Origin of the sequence: Bacillus sp. AFS029637 (assembly GCF_002584985.1) — a bacterium.
Classification (GTDB): domain Bacteria; phylum Bacillota; class Bacilli; order Bacillales; family Bacillaceae_G; genus Bacillus_A.
This window is the reverse complement of sequence record NZ_NUPZ01000023.1, coordinates 367,586-384,062: the sequence shown is the minus strand read 5'-3', so window position 1 is coordinate 384,062 and position 16,477 is coordinate 367,586. Positions and strand designations below refer to the sequence as shown.

The 16,477-nt window shown below is 33.9% G+C and carries 20 protein-coding genes; 4 read left to right on the top strand and 16 right to left on the bottom strand.

Annotated elements, in window-relative coordinates; genetic code table 11:
• Nucleotides 1-51 precede the first annotated feature (51 nt).
• The 10 genes from COE49_RS13290 to COE49_RS13245 form a co-directional block, all read right to left on the bottom strand.
• On the bottom strand, nt 52-717 hold the full coding sequence (locus tag COE49_RS13290) for a potassium channel family protein (protein ID WP_000504032.1): 666 nt from the start codon (nt 715-717) through the stop codon (nt 52-54).
• Between the two features lie 83 nt (nt 718-800).
• Entirely contained in the window at nt 801-1,667 is an 867-nt protein-coding gene (locus tag COE49_RS13285; RefSeq protein ID WP_088230224.1) for a cytochrome C oxidase assembly protein, read from the bottom strand.
• 236 nt (nt 1,668-1,903) lie between these two features.
• Complete coding sequence (locus tag COE49_RS13280; RefSeq protein WP_088230225.1) at nt 1,904-3,034, bottom strand: N-acetyldiaminopimelate deacetylase; 1,131 nt, start codon at nt 3,032-3,034, stop codon at nt 1,904-1,906.
• 62 nt (nt 3,035-3,096) lie between these two features.
• Nucleotides 3,097-3,819, bottom strand: a complete 723-nt coding sequence (gene dapD, locus COE49_RS13275; RefSeq protein ID WP_000783241.1) for a 2,3,4,5-tetrahydropyridine-2,6-dicarboxylate N-acetyltransferase — start codon at nt 3,817-3,819, stop codon at nt 3,097-3,099.
• A gap of 71 nt (nt 3,820-3,890) precedes the next feature.
• A complete protein-coding gene (locus COE49_RS13270) occupies nt 3,891-4,775 on the bottom strand; it encodes a transcriptional regulator CcpC (protein WP_088230226.1) in 885 nt (294 codons plus the stop codon).
• 178 nt (nt 4,776-4,953) lie between these two features.
• Entirely contained in the window at nt 4,954-5,397 is a 444-nt protein-coding gene (gene cbpB, locus COE49_RS13265; protein ID WP_000623574.1) for a cyclic-di-AMP-binding protein CbpB, read from the bottom strand.
• A gap of 169 nt (nt 5,398-5,566) precedes the next feature.
• Entirely contained in the window at nt 5,567-5,758 is a 192-nt protein-coding gene (gene abbA, locus COE49_RS13260) for an antirepressor AbbA (protein ID WP_088230227.1), read from the bottom strand.
• A 120-nt stretch (nt 5,759-5,878) separates the two neighbouring features.
• Nucleotides 5,879-6,397, bottom strand: a complete 519-nt coding sequence (locus tag COE49_RS13255) for a ribonuclease H-like YkuK family protein (RefSeq protein WP_000348523.1) — start codon at nt 6,395-6,397, stop codon at nt 5,879-5,881.
• Between the two features lie 74 nt (nt 6,398-6,471).
• Nucleotides 6,472-6,621 (bottom strand): hypothetical protein, encoded by a 150-nt coding sequence (locus COE49_RS27650; protein ID WP_000440543.1) that lies wholly within the window; start codon nt 6,619-6,621, stop codon nt 6,472-6,474.
• A 210-nt stretch (nt 6,622-6,831) separates the two neighbouring features.
• On the bottom strand, nt 6,832-7,068 hold the full coding sequence (locus COE49_RS13245; protein ID WP_000055151.1) for a YkuJ family protein: 237 nt from the start codon (nt 7,066-7,068) through the stop codon (nt 6,832-6,834).
• Nucleotides 7,069-7,301: 233 nt separating this feature from the next.
• On the opposite strand from COE49_RS13245, the gene COE49_RS13240 reads away from it, so the two are divergent.
• Nucleotides 7,302-7,538 (top strand): glutaredoxin family protein, encoded by a 237-nt coding sequence (locus COE49_RS13240; RefSeq protein ID WP_000717876.1) that lies wholly within the window; start codon nt 7,302-7,304, stop codon nt 7,536-7,538.
• Nucleotides 7,539-7,564: 26 nt separating this feature from the next.
• On the opposite strand, the gene COE49_RS13235 is transcribed toward COE49_RS13240, so the two are convergent.
• From COE49_RS13235 to fadH, 4 genes are all read right to left on the bottom strand, one after another.
• A complete protein-coding gene (locus COE49_RS13235) occupies nt 7,565-8,053 on the bottom strand; it encodes a DUF3993 domain-containing protein (RefSeq protein WP_001233799.1) in 489 nt (162 codons plus the stop codon).
• Between the two features lie 56 nt (nt 8,054-8,109).
• The gene (locus tag COE49_RS27645) at nt 8,110-8,238 is read right to left on the bottom strand and encodes an ADP-ribose pyrophosphatase (RefSeq protein ID WP_170933750.1); all 129 of its coding nucleotides are present in this window, start codon (nt 8,236-8,238) and stop codon (nt 8,110-8,112) included.
• Nucleotides 8,238-9,455 carry an EAL domain-containing protein gene (locus COE49_RS13230; RefSeq protein ID WP_088230228.1) on the bottom strand — a complete coding sequence of 406 codons (1,218 nt, stop codon included), beginning with the start codon at nt 9,453-9,455 and terminating at the stop codon, nt 8,238-8,240. The genes COE49_RS27645 and COE49_RS13230 overlap by 1 nt, the downstream gene beginning before the upstream one ends.
• 254 nt (nt 9,456-9,709) lie before the next feature.
• The gene (gene fadH, locus COE49_RS13225) at nt 9,710-10,474 is read right to left on the bottom strand and encodes a 2,4-dienoyl-CoA reductase (RefSeq protein ID WP_088230229.1); all 765 of its coding nucleotides are present in this window, start codon (nt 10,472-10,474) and stop codon (nt 9,710-9,712) included.
• A 244-nt stretch (nt 10,475-10,718) separates the two neighbouring features.
• Between fadH and COE49_RS13220 the strand changes: the two genes are divergently transcribed.
• Nucleotides 10,719-11,576 (top strand): metallophosphoesterase, encoded by an 858-nt coding sequence (locus COE49_RS13220; protein ID WP_088230230.1) that lies wholly within the window; start codon nt 10,719-10,721, stop codon nt 11,574-11,576.
• A 97-nt stretch (nt 11,577-11,673) separates the two neighbouring features.
• Nucleotides 11,674-11,910 (top strand): hypothetical protein, encoded by a 237-nt coding sequence (locus tag COE49_RS13215; protein ID WP_140417321.1) that lies wholly within the window; start codon nt 11,674-11,676, stop codon nt 11,908-11,910.
• A 166-nt stretch (nt 11,911-12,076) separates the two neighbouring features.
• Here the strand turns inward: COE49_RS13215 and COE49_RS13210 are convergent, their stop codons facing one another.
• Together COE49_RS13210 and ppx are read right to left on the bottom strand one after the other, a co-directional pair.
• Nucleotides 12,077-14,185, bottom strand: coding sequence for a polyphosphate kinase (locus COE49_RS13210; RefSeq protein WP_088230232.1), 2,109 nt, complete (start codon nt 14,183-14,185; stop codon nt 12,077-12,079).
• Nucleotides 14,186-14,301: 116 nt separating this feature from the next.
• Nucleotides 14,302-15,840 carry an exopolyphosphatase gene (gene ppx, locus COE49_RS13205; RefSeq protein ID WP_140417322.1) on the bottom strand — a complete coding sequence of 513 codons (1,539 nt, stop codon included), beginning with the start codon at nt 15,838-15,840 and terminating at the stop codon, nt 14,302-14,304.
• Between the two features lie 167 nt (nt 15,841-16,007).
• On the opposite strand from ppx, the gene COE49_RS13200 reads away from it, so the two are divergent.
• Nucleotides 16,008-16,466: a YkyB family protein gene (locus COE49_RS13200; RefSeq protein WP_088230234.1), complete on the top strand. Its 459-nt coding sequence runs from the start codon at nt 16,008-16,010 to the stop codon at nt 16,464-16,466.
• Nucleotides 16,467-16,477: the final 11 nt, after the last annotated feature.

Below are 16,477 nucleotides of genomic sequence, written 5' to 3'. Positions count from 1 at the left end.
TTCTCCACAGCCTGAAAAAGGACAATACCTTCATGGTATTGTCCTTTTCACTTATCTTAAAAAATGTTTAAAACGATCTACTTCATCGTCATGACCAATTACAATTAATATATCTCCCGCTTGTATATTTTCCGTAGCTCGAGGAGATACAATAACTTCTTTACCACGTTTAATTGCTACAATATTCAATCCAAACTTCGCACGAATGTCTAATTCGATTAAAGAATGACCGTCAATTTTTTTATTTGCAATGATTTCTACAATACTATGCTCATCGGAAAGCTCAAGATAGTCTAACACATTACTTGATGCAATATTATTAGCAATCCTTTTTCCCATATCACGCTCCGGGTGCACAATGTGATCTGCACCTATTTTACTTAACACTTTTTCATGGTAATCATTTTGAGCTTTTACAGTAATATTTTTTACACCTAACTCTTTCAAAATTAATGTTGTTAAAATACTTGAATTTAAATTGTCACCAATAGCAACGACTACATGATCAAAATTACGAATGCCAAGGCTTTTTAATACCATCTCATCTGTTGAATCTGCAATTACAGCATGCGAAGCTATATTTGCAAACTCATTAATTTTATCTTCATCTGAATCAATTGCCATTACTTCCATACCTAATTGAGCTAGTTCTCGGCAAATACTTCCACCAAAACGTCCAAGTCCAATGACAGCAAATTCTTTTTCTTTCTCACCCACAGGAATTCCTCCAATAACTTCAAGTACTATGTATTTTCATTGTAACATACTTTATATGCGTCACAAAAACCTGTAGATCACTTCTATTTTTGTTTTTGCATATAAAAATATTGTTGTAAATAAAAGGCGATACCAACAAGTAACATGCCAAATACAAATATATTTCCAAATGAACTAAATGTTTCAAAAACAAATAACAATGTTTCTTGGCCGAAAAAAGCGAATAGAAGCTGTGTAAATGCAAATAACAGCGCCCATTTGTAATGATGTTGATGGAATAAATAATGTGTCGCGCCTAAAAAAGCAGCAAACGAAAGGATGAAAATCCACCAATTTTCTAGAAACATCTTCCAATCAGAAAATTGATATCCATTTACTAATATCGCAATAATTCCTATAACAGCCATCGTTGGCACACTCCAAAATAATGCACGTCCTCTAAAGAAACGAGTCCCTTTAACATCCCCTTTTTCATGTGCAATGTATGTTAATACGACTGTACTTATATACAAAACAGAAAGAATTGTTAAAACGATAATAAGCCAAAAGTGTAATTGATAATACTCATGCTCTATATTCGTTACAATTGCAGCTAGCATACACGGGATTAACATTCCCGTCCAACCATCTACTTTTCTTTCATTCCAAAACACCGTATTACCAATCCGTATTCCTAACAACATAAAAATAATGATACCTAATACAAATAGTGTAGTTTTATTACCGACTAAACTCGTTGAGAAAGCAATTAATCCAATAAATAAAAAGAGCACAAACCCATTCATAATTTCTAGTACAGGTGATAAATATCTCTTCACCCATTTATATGTTTCGTCATATTCATTATTATCTACTAAACGGTAGGCATAAAAACTTATCCCAAAATAAACCGCCGCAATAATAACATATGCATATAAGACAAAACACAACATTGCACTGCTAATTTGCACGTAATTCCCCACCCTTTTTTCCATGTTTCACATTGATTTTACACACTTTTCATACTAAAAGTAAACATATATAAGTTAGTTAAATAATTATCTTTCCTATTAGCAATAATTAATAATGAGCAGCGGCTAATCTCCCCTGCTCATTATTAAGACAACCAAGTGAATTTTTTAACGATTTTTCCGAAAGAATTCCCCCTCAAGCGTGTGAAGGGCGATAATAAAATGGTAGGTGGGAATTAATTTCTATTCCCTTTCCACTTTACATATTGATCTATACATACAATCGCTTTTTCAATTGCTTCTTCATCTGGTTTTAATTTCGCGTGATGTAAACCATATTCTGAATTTACCCCGAGCCAAAACATAAATCCAGGAATCTCTTGAAGCATATAACCAAAATCTTCACCTGTCATTGCCTCAGTACATGTAATGACATTCATATCAGTCTGTTCACTTACAAATTGCATAAACTCTTTCGTTAACTCTTCATGGTTATATACTTGATGATACATTGCTCCGTAATCAATAACCGCTTCACACTGGAAAGAAGCTTCGATACCTGCAACAATTGCCTCAATTCTACTTTTAACACGCTTCATTGATTCAACTGATAGTGTTCGAATCGTTCCTTCTAGGCGAGATTTTTCTGCTATGATATTTTGAACTGTACCACCTGTAATTTTCCCAATTGTAATTACCGCACTATCAAGAGGATTCACATTACGACTAATAACGGATTGAAGCTGTGTAACAAGGTGACTTGCTGCAACAATCATATCATTTGCAGTATGCGGATAAGCCGCATGTCCACCTTTACCTTTTAAATCAACATATAACTCTGATGTATTCGCAAACAACAGCCCTTCCTTTGTAGCAATTGTTCCTACAGCGTATTCAGGTGCAATATGAAGGCCGAGAATGATATTCGGTTTCCATTCCCTTAACTCTTCACTTTCTAACATAGGAAGAGCTCCCCCTGGACCTTCTTCTGCTGGTTGGAATAGGAATACAAGGTCATCATCTATTCTTTCTGTTACAGCTGCTGTTAGAAGTCCTAAACCGATTGTTGTATGCAAATCATGCCCACATGCATGCATCATTCCATCATGAACAGAAGCAAACTCATATCCAGTTTCCTCTGTAATTGGTAAACCGTCTATATCTGCACGATAGCCTATAATTTTTTCTGGGTTTTTCCCATTTACTTTAACAATGACACCCGTTTTCCATACTTTCACTTCCACATATTCATCCGGAAGTGTTCCTATATAATCTAAAATATACTGTTGTGTTTTCCACTCTTTAAATCCAATTTCGGGTATTTTATGTAAATCTCTACGAATTTGGACGAATTTGCTCATTGTCATTTTTGCACCTCTATCTATAAAAAGCGTAAGAGCCTGTTTATGCTCTTACGCTTTTTTTGTTTTTATTTCTCTGGGTTTAATTGACGAAGTTCTTGTTTAATTTCAGTTTTTGCTTTTGTCTTCTCGTCAATTTCTTTAATTACACGTGCTGGAGTACCTGCAACAACTGTATATGGAGGTACATCTTCTGTTACAACAGCTCCTGCTGCTACAACTGCACCCTTACCTACTGTAACTCCTTCTAATACAACTACGTTTGCACCAATTACAACATCATCTTCAACGATCACTGGTTTTGCAGAAGGTGGCTCAATTACACCTGCAAGTACAGCACCTGCACCTACGTGACAGTTTTTACCGACTGTTGCACGTCCACCAAGTACTGCGTTCATGTCAATCATAGAACCTTCACCAATTACAGCACCGATGTTAATTGTTGCATTCATCATAATAACAGCGTTGTCGCCGATTTCAACGTGATCACGAATGATTGCGCCTGGCTCAATACGAGCTTTAATGCCTTTTAAATCAAGCATTGGAATTGCAGAATTGCGACGGTCATTTTCAACAACATAGTCTACAATGTGCTTGTTATTCTCATCAAGAATTGTCTTAATTTCAGACCATTCTCCAAATAATACACCTGACTTTTTATTTACAAATGCTTGTACTGTTTCAGGGAAGGTTACTTCTTTTAAATCCCCTTTTATGTATACCTTTACAGGAGTTTTCTTTTCACTTTTTTGAATAAACGAAATAATTTCGTTAGCGTCCATCATTTTCATTCTTGTTGCCTCCTAAATCCATTTATACTGTTACTCTACCAAACGATAGAGCCAGTAGCAAGATAATAATCCTATTTTTCCATTTGAATTTCTTCTATAATTTCTAAAAATGCTTGCACTTGCTTCAATTGTTTTGCCGATTCACTCGTTAATAACCATGTTTCTCTCGTTAATTGAACAGGTGTTTTGTACATATTTTCCTGTACTTCTTTTAAAACAGTAGACGGTAATAGAGCATAACCTATACCATTTAAAACGAGTTGTTTGCACGTCTCAATTTGGTCAACTACAATTGTTCTCTTAGGTGGATTAGAAAATAATCCATACCACCAATTTTGTATTTGTCCATAATAAGTCGAATCACTTTTAAATTGAATAAATGGTCTATTTGTTTCTTTTAGCATCGAAATATCTTTTATTTCTTTGTCAACTAAATATAATTCATCTTCAAATAATTGTGTCTTTTGTCCTTTATATTCCTGTGATCCCCTTAATATAGCAACATGAACGTCTCCTTCATAAAATTGCTTTTGAACTTCACTACTCCAGCCAGTAAACAGCGATATCTTCACAGAAGGATATTTGTGCACAAACTTCTTCAAAACAGGAGGAAGCCAATATTGACCAATAACCGATGCAACAGCTATTTTTAACGTTCCGTGCGTTTCTGTTCTAAAAACAGCTAGCTCGCTTTTAATATCCTCTTCCCTTTGCAACATTTCCTTTGCATAATTTGCGACTTTTTCCCCTTCAGGTGTAATTGTCAATCCTTTTTGTGAACGAATAAAAAACTTCATTCCCCATTGTTTCTCCATAGATTGTAATCGTTGACTAAGCGCAGGTTGTGAAACAAATAAACGTTCCGCTGCTTTTCTCATATTTGATTCCTGAGCTAACACAACCATCATTTGAAAATCATCAATTTGCAACTTTCTCCCTCTTTCCTTAGCTTCCATACACCTTATTTCAATAAGCTTTTCATCCTTAATTTAACTAAATACTTTCATATGGAAAACCGATTTTTCCATCCAAACTTTTCTTATGTTTTTTATCTTTTTAAATATAATACATACACAACTGATATGCACGAAAAAAAAGTGACTTCTCTATTTCTATGAAGTCACTTTTCTCATGTTAGCGATTATGTTGTCTCACTTTTTTATTCAACAATTTCAAAATAGCTCGGCGTGTTAAAATCCCTTCAAAATAGCCATCTTCATTGACAGCGCAAATAAAAGGGTGATCAATTGTCATTTCTAAAGCTTTTGCAAATGAATCTTCTAACTTAAGAACTGGAATATCTTCCTTCATCACTTGTTCTACTTTCATATCATCAAGCCTTTCAAACTCAATGCGTTCCAGCCCTAACATACCGTCTAAAATCATAGCAGTACTAATCAACCCATGCAGTTTATACATTGGATCTAAAACAGGTATCGCCGAATATCCAGATTTCACAAGAACAAGTAAAGCATGCTCTAAACCATTCCCAATTTGGACATGTGCTACTTTTTCTGATGAAATCATTAAATCCTTCACAAGAATTTGCTGAAACTCATCTTTCGGAATACTTATCATGTTACATCCCCCATCTTCCCTTTTTCTTGCTTATATTCACCGATTCTATTCACATTTTATGACAGCGTTTTCATATTATTATTTTGTCCTAACCTTATTTCAATAAAAATACAATTACACGGCTATTTTAGCATACAACACAAAAAAAAGACTACCATTCCGGTAGCACTTAATACCCTTTATTTTTTAATCTGTAAAATAACCTTGTAATTTTTTTATATTGCGTCACATCTGTCTTTTTTAAACCATTCTCAATATCCGTAAGTTCCACAGCTAAAATTTCACTCGCATAATTTTGCTGAAATAGAATATCTAATAACAAACTTTCTTCTTCTTTCGTTAAAATAAACTCCTTTTGCATATATGCCCCTCTCCTTATACTCGCATCGTTACTCTCATTATATAAAATTTCCAGCCTATTTAATAGATGTAATATTCAGTTTTTATTTAAAGATATTTAAAAATCGAAAATACATACAGATTATTTCGTGTATCGATTTGCATAACTAAACGCTGCATAGGCATCCGGCTTAATTTTTGCAGTTAATCCCATCGCTTGAATTTTCGCTGTCATATCTAAAATAAATTCTTTTGTTAAACCATCATTCCCGATGTCTAAATGAATTTCCATTATAAATCCCGCCCCATCTTGAGCATGTGGATGCAATAAATCCCATATTGTCTGTATGTGATTAGGAGTAAATAGGCATGCAATTTCTTGACTAAACTGCGTTTCTAAATATATTTTTTCACGTAAAGTTGCTGGTTTATCTTTTACTGATTTATGGTGTAAGCACCCCCAGGCTCCTTTTCCAACGCGATGAATGTGAATTGCCGTAATAAATCTCGTATCCTTTTGATGTGCTTGTGAGTCTGTCCCAATGGATAATCGATATAAATTTCGTGGATCCCTTTCAATGAAACTACAAATACGGTTGAAGACCATATCAAAATTCAAATGTCTCTCTGAAACATTATAAAATGTATGTTCACCGTCCACATAGTCACGTCCTTTCAATTAGACAGACTTTTCGTATTCTCATTGTATGGGACAAAAACAAAAATTATAACTACCTATCCTTTATTCGTTTCAATATTTCGAATTACATAATGGCATACTTGGCACGTATAAATTACATTTTGATTAGATTGAGCTGTTAATACATGAATAATCTCATCAGAATTTTGGCAATTAGGGCAAACCACAACTGGTAAACGCTCCATACTATACACCTCCTTATTATATTTATCCCGCTATTTGCAAGCTGGCCGATTGGTGTGGGCTAATAATCAGTGGGGATGGACAAAACCCCACTAATTAAAGTTTCACTTTATTACCATTGTGGGAAAAACGAAAAATTCCTATACATATATATTGGAAAGTAATAGAACTAAAAAAGGTACTGCCATATGGCAGTACCTTTTTTATATGTATCAAGAAATGATGTCATAAATCTCGATTGCAACCATGTCGATATTATCGAATTGATACACTTGAGGTTTTTCACCTTGTTGATACACTTCTAACTCATACATTTCACTTTTATCGAAAAATTTCACGCTACATTTGCGCTCACCGTTCACTTCAAAATAGCGTTGTGCTACTTCACCGCTTTCAGCTTGTTCTTGTAGACTAACAAGTCGAGTTAAAATTCCTTGGAGTAGAGACATGAAATCTCTCCTTTCTCTGATCTTCCTACCAATAGGTTTTACAGCTATACTCATTCTATCCGTCATAACAGAAAAAATGTTCCACACTCTAGGATAAAGGTTATTGGCCAGAAACTCAACTAAAAATTTGTCGAAATTCGAAGGAAAAAACAGAAAGAACATATTTTCCCTTCTTTATTGCGATTTTCATACTGGAAGAATATAATAAAAAACAGAAAAAAGGAGGAATTACAATGAAAAAAATTGAGGTTTACACACAACCTGATTGTCCGCCATGTGTCATTGTGAAAGAATTTTTAAAACACAATAACGTTGCATATGAAGAATTCAACGTAAAAAAAGACGCTGCTGCTCGCGACCGTCTTTTATACGACTATGACTCCTATTCAACTCCAACAGTTGTAATTGATGGAGAAGTTGTTGCAGGTTTTCAAATCGAAAAATTACAACAGCTACTCAATATCGAATAGGAATAGGTATATACCTATTCCTATTTTTATAATTGTTGTAGCCTTTTTATTTCAGTTAAAAGTTCCTGACTTTCATGGTATCCTGCGAGTTTCCATTTCCCTTGATCCCTTTGCAATGTTACGATTTGATATTGACCACTTTTCGCCCGCTCATATACGTATAAATTTTTATGCTCTTCATCATATGACATTTTCGTTTCTGAATTAAAAGAAAACGGTGCTTCTTTTGCTGGAAGTAAATATTCACCACTTTGCTTTTCACTTCTACTATTTTCATCTGTAAATACTTGAAGGAAATTATCTGTAAAATACGGTGATAACGTCTCTATCATCTTGTTCACAGGCAAATGCTTCCCACGAATTGAAAATTGGGTCTCATAACCTTTTTGTATCGTCGTAAACACTTCTTTCCGATCGACTTTCAATTCCTCTTTTCCTAATACAGTTGTCACACTATAACCAACTAGAAAGGCAACACATACAAATAGAACAAACCATATTCCATATTTCCTCATTTTTTCACCTTCCTTTTAAAAAGAACTTGTCTTTGTAATAATCATTGTAACAATGATTATGCAAAGAAAGGGATGGTTTCGTTCGTAAAATCTTTACAATGATAGACAGCATTTTCATCACCATTTTCACTATTACCAATTTCTGATAAAAACAAACAAAAAAATGCACGAATTTCTTCGTGCATTAAAATAAAACATCTTCTTCATATAAATATTCATACGATAAATCTATAAATAAAAAGTTTTCATCATCAATTGGAAAAGAAAATGTTCGTACCATTTCACCAGTTTCAATATCAGCATATAAATCCGAGAGCCTTGCCTTATTCTCAAAGCGCATTTTCATAATATTCTCTAGAAAATATGGGCGCCAACTCCAGTTCTTCATATAATACTCCGGCATCACAATCCATTCTCCATCTTTTTTCATAATATTACCTGATTGTTGGAAACCATCTTCATTACAAATAAATATACGGAAACTACACTGTGATAAACTTTGGCTAAATTGTAATAACCAATCATTTATATCTTCATTCTTTTTTTGTTTAGATAGAACATCACCAATTCGATCACGTAACATCTCTGTTAAATTATAAATTTTTTGCAACTTCTTCTTCTCATGTTGAATAAACTGATGGCATTCATTACCGAGTCGCTCTTTTAAAACATTCGTTTCAATAAAATCAGGTAAACATTCTTTCAAATAATCACCTTGGTAATATCTACCTCCGTTTTTCCAAGCATATTGTAATTGATAAAAAGCATCTATTTCTTCATATAACAATGTCGCACCAATTCTTCTAGCGAGTAATGATAAAGAATATAAAATATCTTGATAAGATTGTAAAAGTGCAGTTTGCCTTAAGTTTGTTAAATCTACTTTTAAAATATCTGGTGCTAACACGCTAATACGTTCTAAATTACTTGTACCCGTTCCGACCTTATTTATCGAAATTTGAATACCATATGTACGATAATACATAAGCAAATGGTTAAATTGCTCTATATCTTCTTTGCATTCATGTTCTGTAATCTCTAAAACAATGCGTTTTAAATTTAAACCTTGTTTTTCATACATCAATAAAAGTTGAAGTAAACTTTCATCCTCATCATTCATTAATACGTTAGCATTCCGATGTATAAATAATAATAATTTTTGATCGCTTTCCAAATAACGATTCAAAGCTTTTTCTACTATGATATTATCCGCTTCCAGCTGAAACTCGCTTGGAATAGAATCATCATGAAAGAAAGAAGCTAAACTTTGTATACCCTCTTCTGTTTGAATACGTCCTACTACTTCATATCCAATTACTGTATGCTCATCAGCACTAAAAATAGCTTGATAATAAGGAAGGACTTTATCCAAGTTACTCATTACATCTAATGCATCTATCAATGTGCTTCCCTCCCTTTACTTTTCAAAAATTATAACACGATATTTACGGAAAAATAATAAAAAATCCCTTCAGTTTTCCTGAAGGGATTAGAGGGGTAAAATGCTAAGGGGAATTAGCAATTCTACTATGAAGAAAAAAGAGGTCTTAAATATACCGTACATATGACCTCTTGTAAACACTTTTCTTTCACATGTCACAATTCCGTCACATTTTACCACGAAAAATGAATCAAATATTCATTTGGTCATCCCTTTTAAAATGGATATTGATGCAAGTGTTGTCCTCCATCCATTGTCATACAAGTACCATTTATGTACGCAGCATCATCTGAACATAAATAATAAGCTAGACCCGCAATTTCTTCTGGCGTACCTAGTCTTCCAAGTGGAACACTTTGTAGTGTTCGCTTAGCCATTTCTTCTGAAATCCATAATTTATCGGCACCGCCCGTACGCTCAATCGGTCCTGGTGCGATAGCATTAACTCGTATTCCATATTTACGTCCCCACTCAACCGCAAGTGTTTTCGTCATTGCTAATACGCCTGCCTTCGCTGCAGCTGAATGAATAACTCCTGGGCCTGCATCCCATGCATATGTCGCTACCATGTTAATGATATTTCCTTTTATGCCTTTTTCAATCCAATATTTTCCGACAGATTGACTACAATAAAATGTACCATTTAACACGATATTAATGACCGAATTCCAGCCATTCACAGATAAATCTTCTGCTGGACAAATAAAATTTCCAGCTGCATTATTTATTAAAATATCAATTCGACCAAACTTCTCATCAATATGTTCAATCATTTTCTGAATGTCATCAATATTTCTCACATCCATTTGAACAGGTAATACTTGCCCAGGAAACTGTTCAATTTCTAGCTTTGTTTCCTCTAATTTTTCCTTTGTACGCCCTGTAATAACAACTCGTGCCCCTTCTTTTGCAAAACGAGTTGCCATTCCTTTTCCCATTCCACTCGATCCACCTGTTATGATAACTACCTTTTCTTTCACATACATCCCCTCCTAAAAATGAATACACATTCATTTTATCATTTTATTTAATAGAAATCTTTATATTTTTGAATTTTTCTGATATTTTAACGTAAAGAGGTTTCTTTTCATTCATTTTTTCCGTAATCTATACTACTTCTTTATTAAATAAAATATATTTTAAAAAAACTGAAAGGAGATTTGAGTAGCCTGTATACAAAACGACAGTACGGCATATCGGTCAAATAGGTGTACTCATACTTTTATGAAGCAAATTACACGAAGAAATTTTTTAAAAACCGGAATACGCACTTGTCTATATTCATTTATAAGCGCTAGCATCGGCTACTATTATGCTAAATATATAGAGCCCCACTGGCTCTCTTTCACACAGCACACACTTAAATCACAACTTATACCAAAAAGTTTTCATGGCATGAAAATTCTTCAATTTAGCGATTTACATCTCGGATACTATTTCTCTCTCCAACATTTATCTCAAATTGTTTCTAAAATTAATGCTGAAAATCCAGATATTGTCCTTTTTACTGGTGATCTCATCGATAATTACCAAACGTATACTGATACTCCGTTCGTTGCAGCCATTTTAAAAAATATAAAAGCCCCCTTCGGTAAATTTGCTATTTATGGAAACCACGATCACGGTGGATATGGAACTGAATACTATGATCACATCATGCGTGAATCTGGATTTGAACTATTAAAAAATAAAGAAAAACGAATTCATTTACTTGATAGCCATGAAATTTCCATTTTTGGTCTTGATGATATACTACTAGGCAAACCGAAAATAGCGGAAACTCTGCAGCATGCTCGACAAAATATTTATAATATTGTTCTTGTTCATGAGCCAGATATTGCGCCGCAAATTGCTAAATATCCAGTTAACTTACAACTTTCTGGTCATAGCCATGGCGGACAAGTACAAATTCCTTTTTTAGGTGCTATTATTACCCCGGCACTTGCAGAACACTATATTGAAGGCTTCTATGCAATTCAAGATTTAACTCTCTATGTCAATCGAGGTTTAGGAAGAACGCGCGTTCCATTTCGGTTTATGTCAAAACCAGAAATTACGATCTTTACACTACAACATTCGTAACAATTCGCCTATTTTCTTACATATCCTTTCTTGTACGCGCTCATCCATGTTTCGTTTACCATATGATAAAAGTGAGTCCAATAAAGGAGGTTTGTTCATGTATCCATATTATCAACCAATCCCAGTCCGTTCAGCACCCATTGGTCCAGTAGGCGACTCACGCTTCTTTCCGTTTTTCGGCGTCCCATTTCTAGCTGGAATTGCTGGTGGATTGCTAGGCGGAGCATTAGCTTTCGGCCCTAGACCGTATTATCCACCTTACCCACCACCATATCCACCACCAGCACCTTACCCTTGTTACGGTGGACCTTGTCAACAACCATACTATTATTAATGTACCGCAACAATTCTACCAATGGTATTTTCTCTCTTAGCCAATCCATTTACATGCTTACAATAAAAACTATTCTCTCTACTCATTCTTCTATTTTGAGGACGCATAATAAGTAGAGAACAAATTAAAAAACCTCTTTTAAAAGAGGTTTTTTAATTTGTTCTCATTATTCAGCATCTGTATTTTGATAAGCCATCTTAAACAACTTCACTTGGCTATCAATTTCTTCTGTACTACTATTAATAACATAATAATAGTCACCAGATTTATTCTGTTCACGTGTTTTCACATTATCAGCTAATGTAAGTTGTAAAATCGCCTTAATTCTAGCCTTCATTTCAATATCTAATATCGGGAAAGATATTTCTACTCGCTTCTCCATATTTCGCGTCATCCAATCAGCTGAAGATAAATATATTTTCTCCTCTCCATTATGATGGAAATAATAAATACGGCTATGCTCTAAATATCTTCCCACAACACTAACTACCCGAATATTTTCACTTACATTTGGAATACCAGGGCGTAGGCAACATGTTCCTCGAACGATAAGCTCTACCTTTACTCCAGCTTGTGATGCTTCATACATTTTTTTTATTAATGGCTTATCTGTTAATGAATTCATCTTAGCGATAATATAGCCATTTCCATATTGCCTATGATAACGAATTTCTTCATCTATTAAATCTATAAATTGCTCTCTTATATCAAATGGTGCAACCGATAAATGATGAAAATGCGGCTTCGTTGTATAACCGCTCAAATAATTAAAGAAATTTGTTGCATCGACCCCAAAATCTTTTCGTGATGTAATATAGCCAAAATCAGTATATAGCTTTGCTGTTGCATCGTTATAATTTCCAGTTCCAAGATGTACGAACCTTTCAATTTTTCCGTTTTTTCTTCTTACAACTAGCGTAATTTTACTATGTGTTTTCAAATGACTTACACCGTATATAACATGACAGCCCGCTTGTTCTAATTCTTTTGCCCAATGCACATTATTTTCTTCATCAAATCTTGCCTTTAATTCAACTAATACTGTCACTTGTTTTCCTTTTTCAGCCGCTACCTTTAGCGCCTGAATAATCGGCGAATCCCCACTTACTCGATATAATGTTTGTTTGATCGCAAGTACATTCGGATCGTCTGCCGCATCACGAACGAAATCAACTACTGGCTGAAACGATTCAAAGGGATGGTGTAATAATATATCATGCTCAATTGCTTTTTCAAATACATCTTCCGCATCCCCTAAGTCTTGAGGACGTTGCGGAATAAGAGCCGGATATACAAGATGTTCATATAAAGGAGCTAGTTTTTTATATAAAGAAAATAGACATGTTAAATCTAACGGTCCATCCATTATATACACATCTTCATCTTTGACTTCCAACACCTCATATAATAATGCTAATACTCTTTCATCAATATGCTCTTTGCCAACTTCTAAACGTACAGCAGCTCCCCACTTACGCTTTTTTAATTCTTTTTCAATTACCTTTAATAAATCCCTCGCACCTTCTTCATGGATTGTTAAATCCGCATTGCGTGTAATACGGAAACGAGTAACAGATGATACTTTATATCCTGTAAATAATTTATGAGTAAAACCACTAATTACATCTTCTAATAAAATAAATTTATACTTTTGCCCTTCACTCGGTAAAAATATGAAACGTTCGAGCAATGAAGGAACTTGTACAATTCCTAACTTCGTGCGGTTTTCTTCCTCCACTTGTTTCTCATCATATAATAGAGTAGCTAAATTCAAACTTTTATTTAATAACATTGGAAATGGACGATATGCATCGATCGCTACAGGTGTTAAGACTGGGAAAATTTGCTCATCAAAATACTCTTCTATAAATTCTCTCTGTTCTTTCGTCAAATCATGGAATGTTAAACGCTCAATCCCCTCTAGCTCCAGCGCTGGCAACACATAATTTTTAAACGTATCATATTGTACAGTCATTAATTCATGGGCCTTTATCGCAATTTTATTTAATTGCTTTTTTGGTGTTAAGCCCGCCTTATTTTCTGGTTGGTTAAACCCAGCACTCACTTGATCCTTCAATCCTGCCACGCGTACCATAAAGAATTCATCTAAATTTGAGCTAAAAATGCTAATAAACTTTAATCTTTCCAAGAGCGGATTCGTTTCATCCTGTGCTTCTTGTAGTACACGTTCATTAAATGCTAACCAACTTAATTCTCGATTATTGTAATAAGCTGTATCATTTAAATTGACTATATTCCCCTTCAACATTTCCATCCTCTTCACACTTCCCTTGAAACTTTTTTACTATAATTTAGTTACTTTCATTTTAGCAAATTACTATATTCCAAAGTGTTAATTTTTTGTAAAGACATCCGTACAACTTAACATTTCTATTCAAAAGATAAGTTAATATTCGTTTTTAACACTCTTTCCAGTTGCTTTTTTTGTTTTTCAGCTTGTACTTTCTCCGCTAATGCCGATTGCTCACATACAATTTTAAATGTTAATCCTTCTTTACTTTCTGTTATAGATATCGATTCAACAAGCGATCTTTGTCTTATATTTAGAGCTGCTGAAAATTGTAAAACAGCCCCTAATAGGCGAATTTTTTTTTGTTCATTTTTATCAAACCATCCTTCAAATGGGGACAAATGTTGTTTGAATAACATTTTTGATTTATAAGACGCAATAAGCGCTAACCTAACTCGCTCTTTATGCATCATACCATCAATTGTTTTATTCGCTAATAAATAAAACGTATGTAAGCGACTCGCTTCTTCGTCTATATATTTACCTATATTAAATACTTTCGCTGCTTCATGGAATACTTCCCAGTCTTTTGCTGACATAGAAATCAGCCCTTTTTCTTCAAGCTGTTGACAAATCAATCTTCCATGTTTAATAAGCTGCATTACAAATTCCATATCCATTTCATATTCATGTGATAATAAATACAAACTTTCTTCGACGACGTTCGGATAATATGAAATCCCCAAATCTTTTGTCAACTCTTCGTAGAAAACACCTTCTCGTAATCCTTTTCTACTTAATACAAATGCTGGTGCCTCTATAACATTAACAAGTGTATGGAATACTTCAACTGCTGGCACAATTGTATCAGCTCTATCTTTTGCTAAACCTTCCAATTTTTGCAATTCTATGAACGACAATTTCTCCAATTCATCTTTTACATTTTTAATATCTTCTTCTTTCATCTTGTATAAATGTACCCCTGCTATAGGATAACAAATTAAATTTTGATGGATTTTCACTAAGTTCCTCGCACTACCACCAATTGCAATAAGAGGCAATTTCTTATCAATTAACCATGGTAATGTTCGAAATTGATATTCTAAGTACGTTTGAATCTTCTCTAGCTCATCTTCAGTAGGTATATCCCCTTTAATAAAGTGTTGCTTTAAAGACAGTGCCCCAAAAGGAAAGCTATGGTACTCTAAGATCTCTCTGTTTCGAAAATATGTAACTTCCGTACTCCCCCCACCAATATCTACTGTAATTCCTTCAGTGAACGAAGTTGAATTCATAACTGCTAAATAGCCGTAACGTGCTTCTTCATATTCGGATAACACTCTAAGAGTAAAATCTGTTTGCCCCTCAACAAGTTTTTTAATTTCCTCTTGATTCTCAGCCTGTCTAATTGTTGCTGTTGCAACACAAAGTACATGATGCAACTGATGGAATCGCGTACTTTCTTGAAATTGAAATAATGTTTGTAACAATACTTCTATTCCTTCTTCAATGAGCACACCATCGACTAAGTAATTTCTTAATCGAGCAACCACTTTTGTATTTTCAATCTCTTTATAAAAACCCCCGTTTTGCTTTTCATAAATAACTAAACGGATTGTATTGGACCCAATATCTATAATGGCATATTGTTGTTTTAATATTTCTTTCAAACTTCTCACTCTTTCATTATCAAATTTCTAAAACACATTCTATTACTATTATACAAAATAGTTGTTTTCTGTAACAATATTGCTTTAATATTGAAAATATATACAATCACTTTTTGCATATAATAAAAACCTATTTATTTATGGTATAATAATGAAAAATTGAAAGGAGATTCAATATGAAACCTTCACAACCACAATCTCAATTACAAAACCAACATTCTATTAATCGACTAGCTCAATCTATTTTCGTTGTGAATCGTCATGCTAAAGCTGCAACTAATCCTAAGTATTTATACTGGTTAAAAAAGACGGCTTTAGAACGTTTAATTGCTGAAAAAAAGGCGATTAAAGAAGGACTACATTTTTCTAGAAATCCGCGTTTTAGCCAACAACAATCTGATGTTCTTATACGTTTAGGTGATTATTTTTTCCATATTCCTCCTACGAAAGAAGATTTTCGAACCCTACCACATCTTGGTCATCTTGAATCCTCCTATCGCAATCCGAAAACAACTTTATCTTTAACAGTAGCAAAAAAAACACTTCAAGATTATATTGGTCCTGAAGCACTGAGACAAGAAAAAAAATTAAGTGAACCTGTTCCATGGTATAGCCGTACTTATACAAAAAAATAAAACAGTTTGGC

Bases quoted from the DNA above. Each gene is read 5' to 3' on its own strand.
- COE49_RS13280 (WP_088230225.1), bottom strand. From the start codon at position 3,034: ATGACAATGAGCAAATTCGTCCAAATTCGTAGAGATTTACATAAAATA.
- dapD (WP_000783241.1), bottom strand. From the start codon at position 3,819: ATGAAAATGATGGACGCTAACGAAATTATTTCGTTTATTCAAAAAAGT.
- COE49_RS13270 (WP_088230226.1), bottom strand. From the start codon at position 4,775: ATGGAAGCTAAGGAAAGAGGGAGAAAGTTGCAAATTGATGATTTTCAA.
- cbpB (WP_000623574.1), bottom strand. From the start codon at position 5,397: ATGATAAGTATTCCGAAAGATGAGTTTCAGCAAATTCTTGTGAAGGAT.
- abbA (WP_088230227.1), bottom strand. From the start codon at position 5,758: ATGCAAAAGGAGTTTATTTTAACGAAAGAAGAAGAAAGTTTGTTATTA.
- COE49_RS27650 (WP_000440543.1), bottom strand. From the start codon at position 6,621: ATGGAGCGTTTACCAGTTGTGGTTTGCCCTAATTGCCAAAATTCTGAT.
- COE49_RS13245 (WP_000055151.1), bottom strand. From the start codon at position 7,068: ATGTCTCTACTCCAAGGAATTTTAACTCGACTTGTTAGTCTACAAGAA.
- COE49_RS13240 (WP_000717876.1), top strand. From the start codon at position 7,302: ATGAAAAAAATTGAGGTTTACACACAACCTGATTGTCCGCCATGTGTC.
- COE49_RS13235 (WP_001233799.1), bottom strand. From the start codon at position 8,053: ATGAGGAAATATGGAATATGGTTTGTTCTATTTGTATGTGTTGCCTTT.
- COE49_RS27645 (WP_170933750.1), bottom strand. From the start codon at position 8,238: ATGCACGAAGAAATTCGTGCATTTTTTTGTTTGTTTTTATCAGAAATT.
- COE49_RS13220 (WP_088230230.1), top strand. From the start codon at position 10,719: ATGAAGCAAATTACACGAAGAAATTTTTTAAAAACCGGAATACGCACT.
- COE49_RS13215 (WP_140417321.1), top strand. From the start codon at position 11,674: ATGTATCCATATTATCAACCAATCCCAGTCCGTTCAGCACCCATTGGT.
- COE49_RS13210 (WP_088230232.1), bottom strand. From the start codon at position 14,185: ATGGAAATGTTGAAGGGGAATATAGTCAATTTAAATGATACAGCTTAT.
- COE49_RS13200 (WP_088230234.1), top strand. From the start codon at position 16,008: ATGAAACCTTCACAACCACAATCTCAATTACAAAACCAACATTCTATT.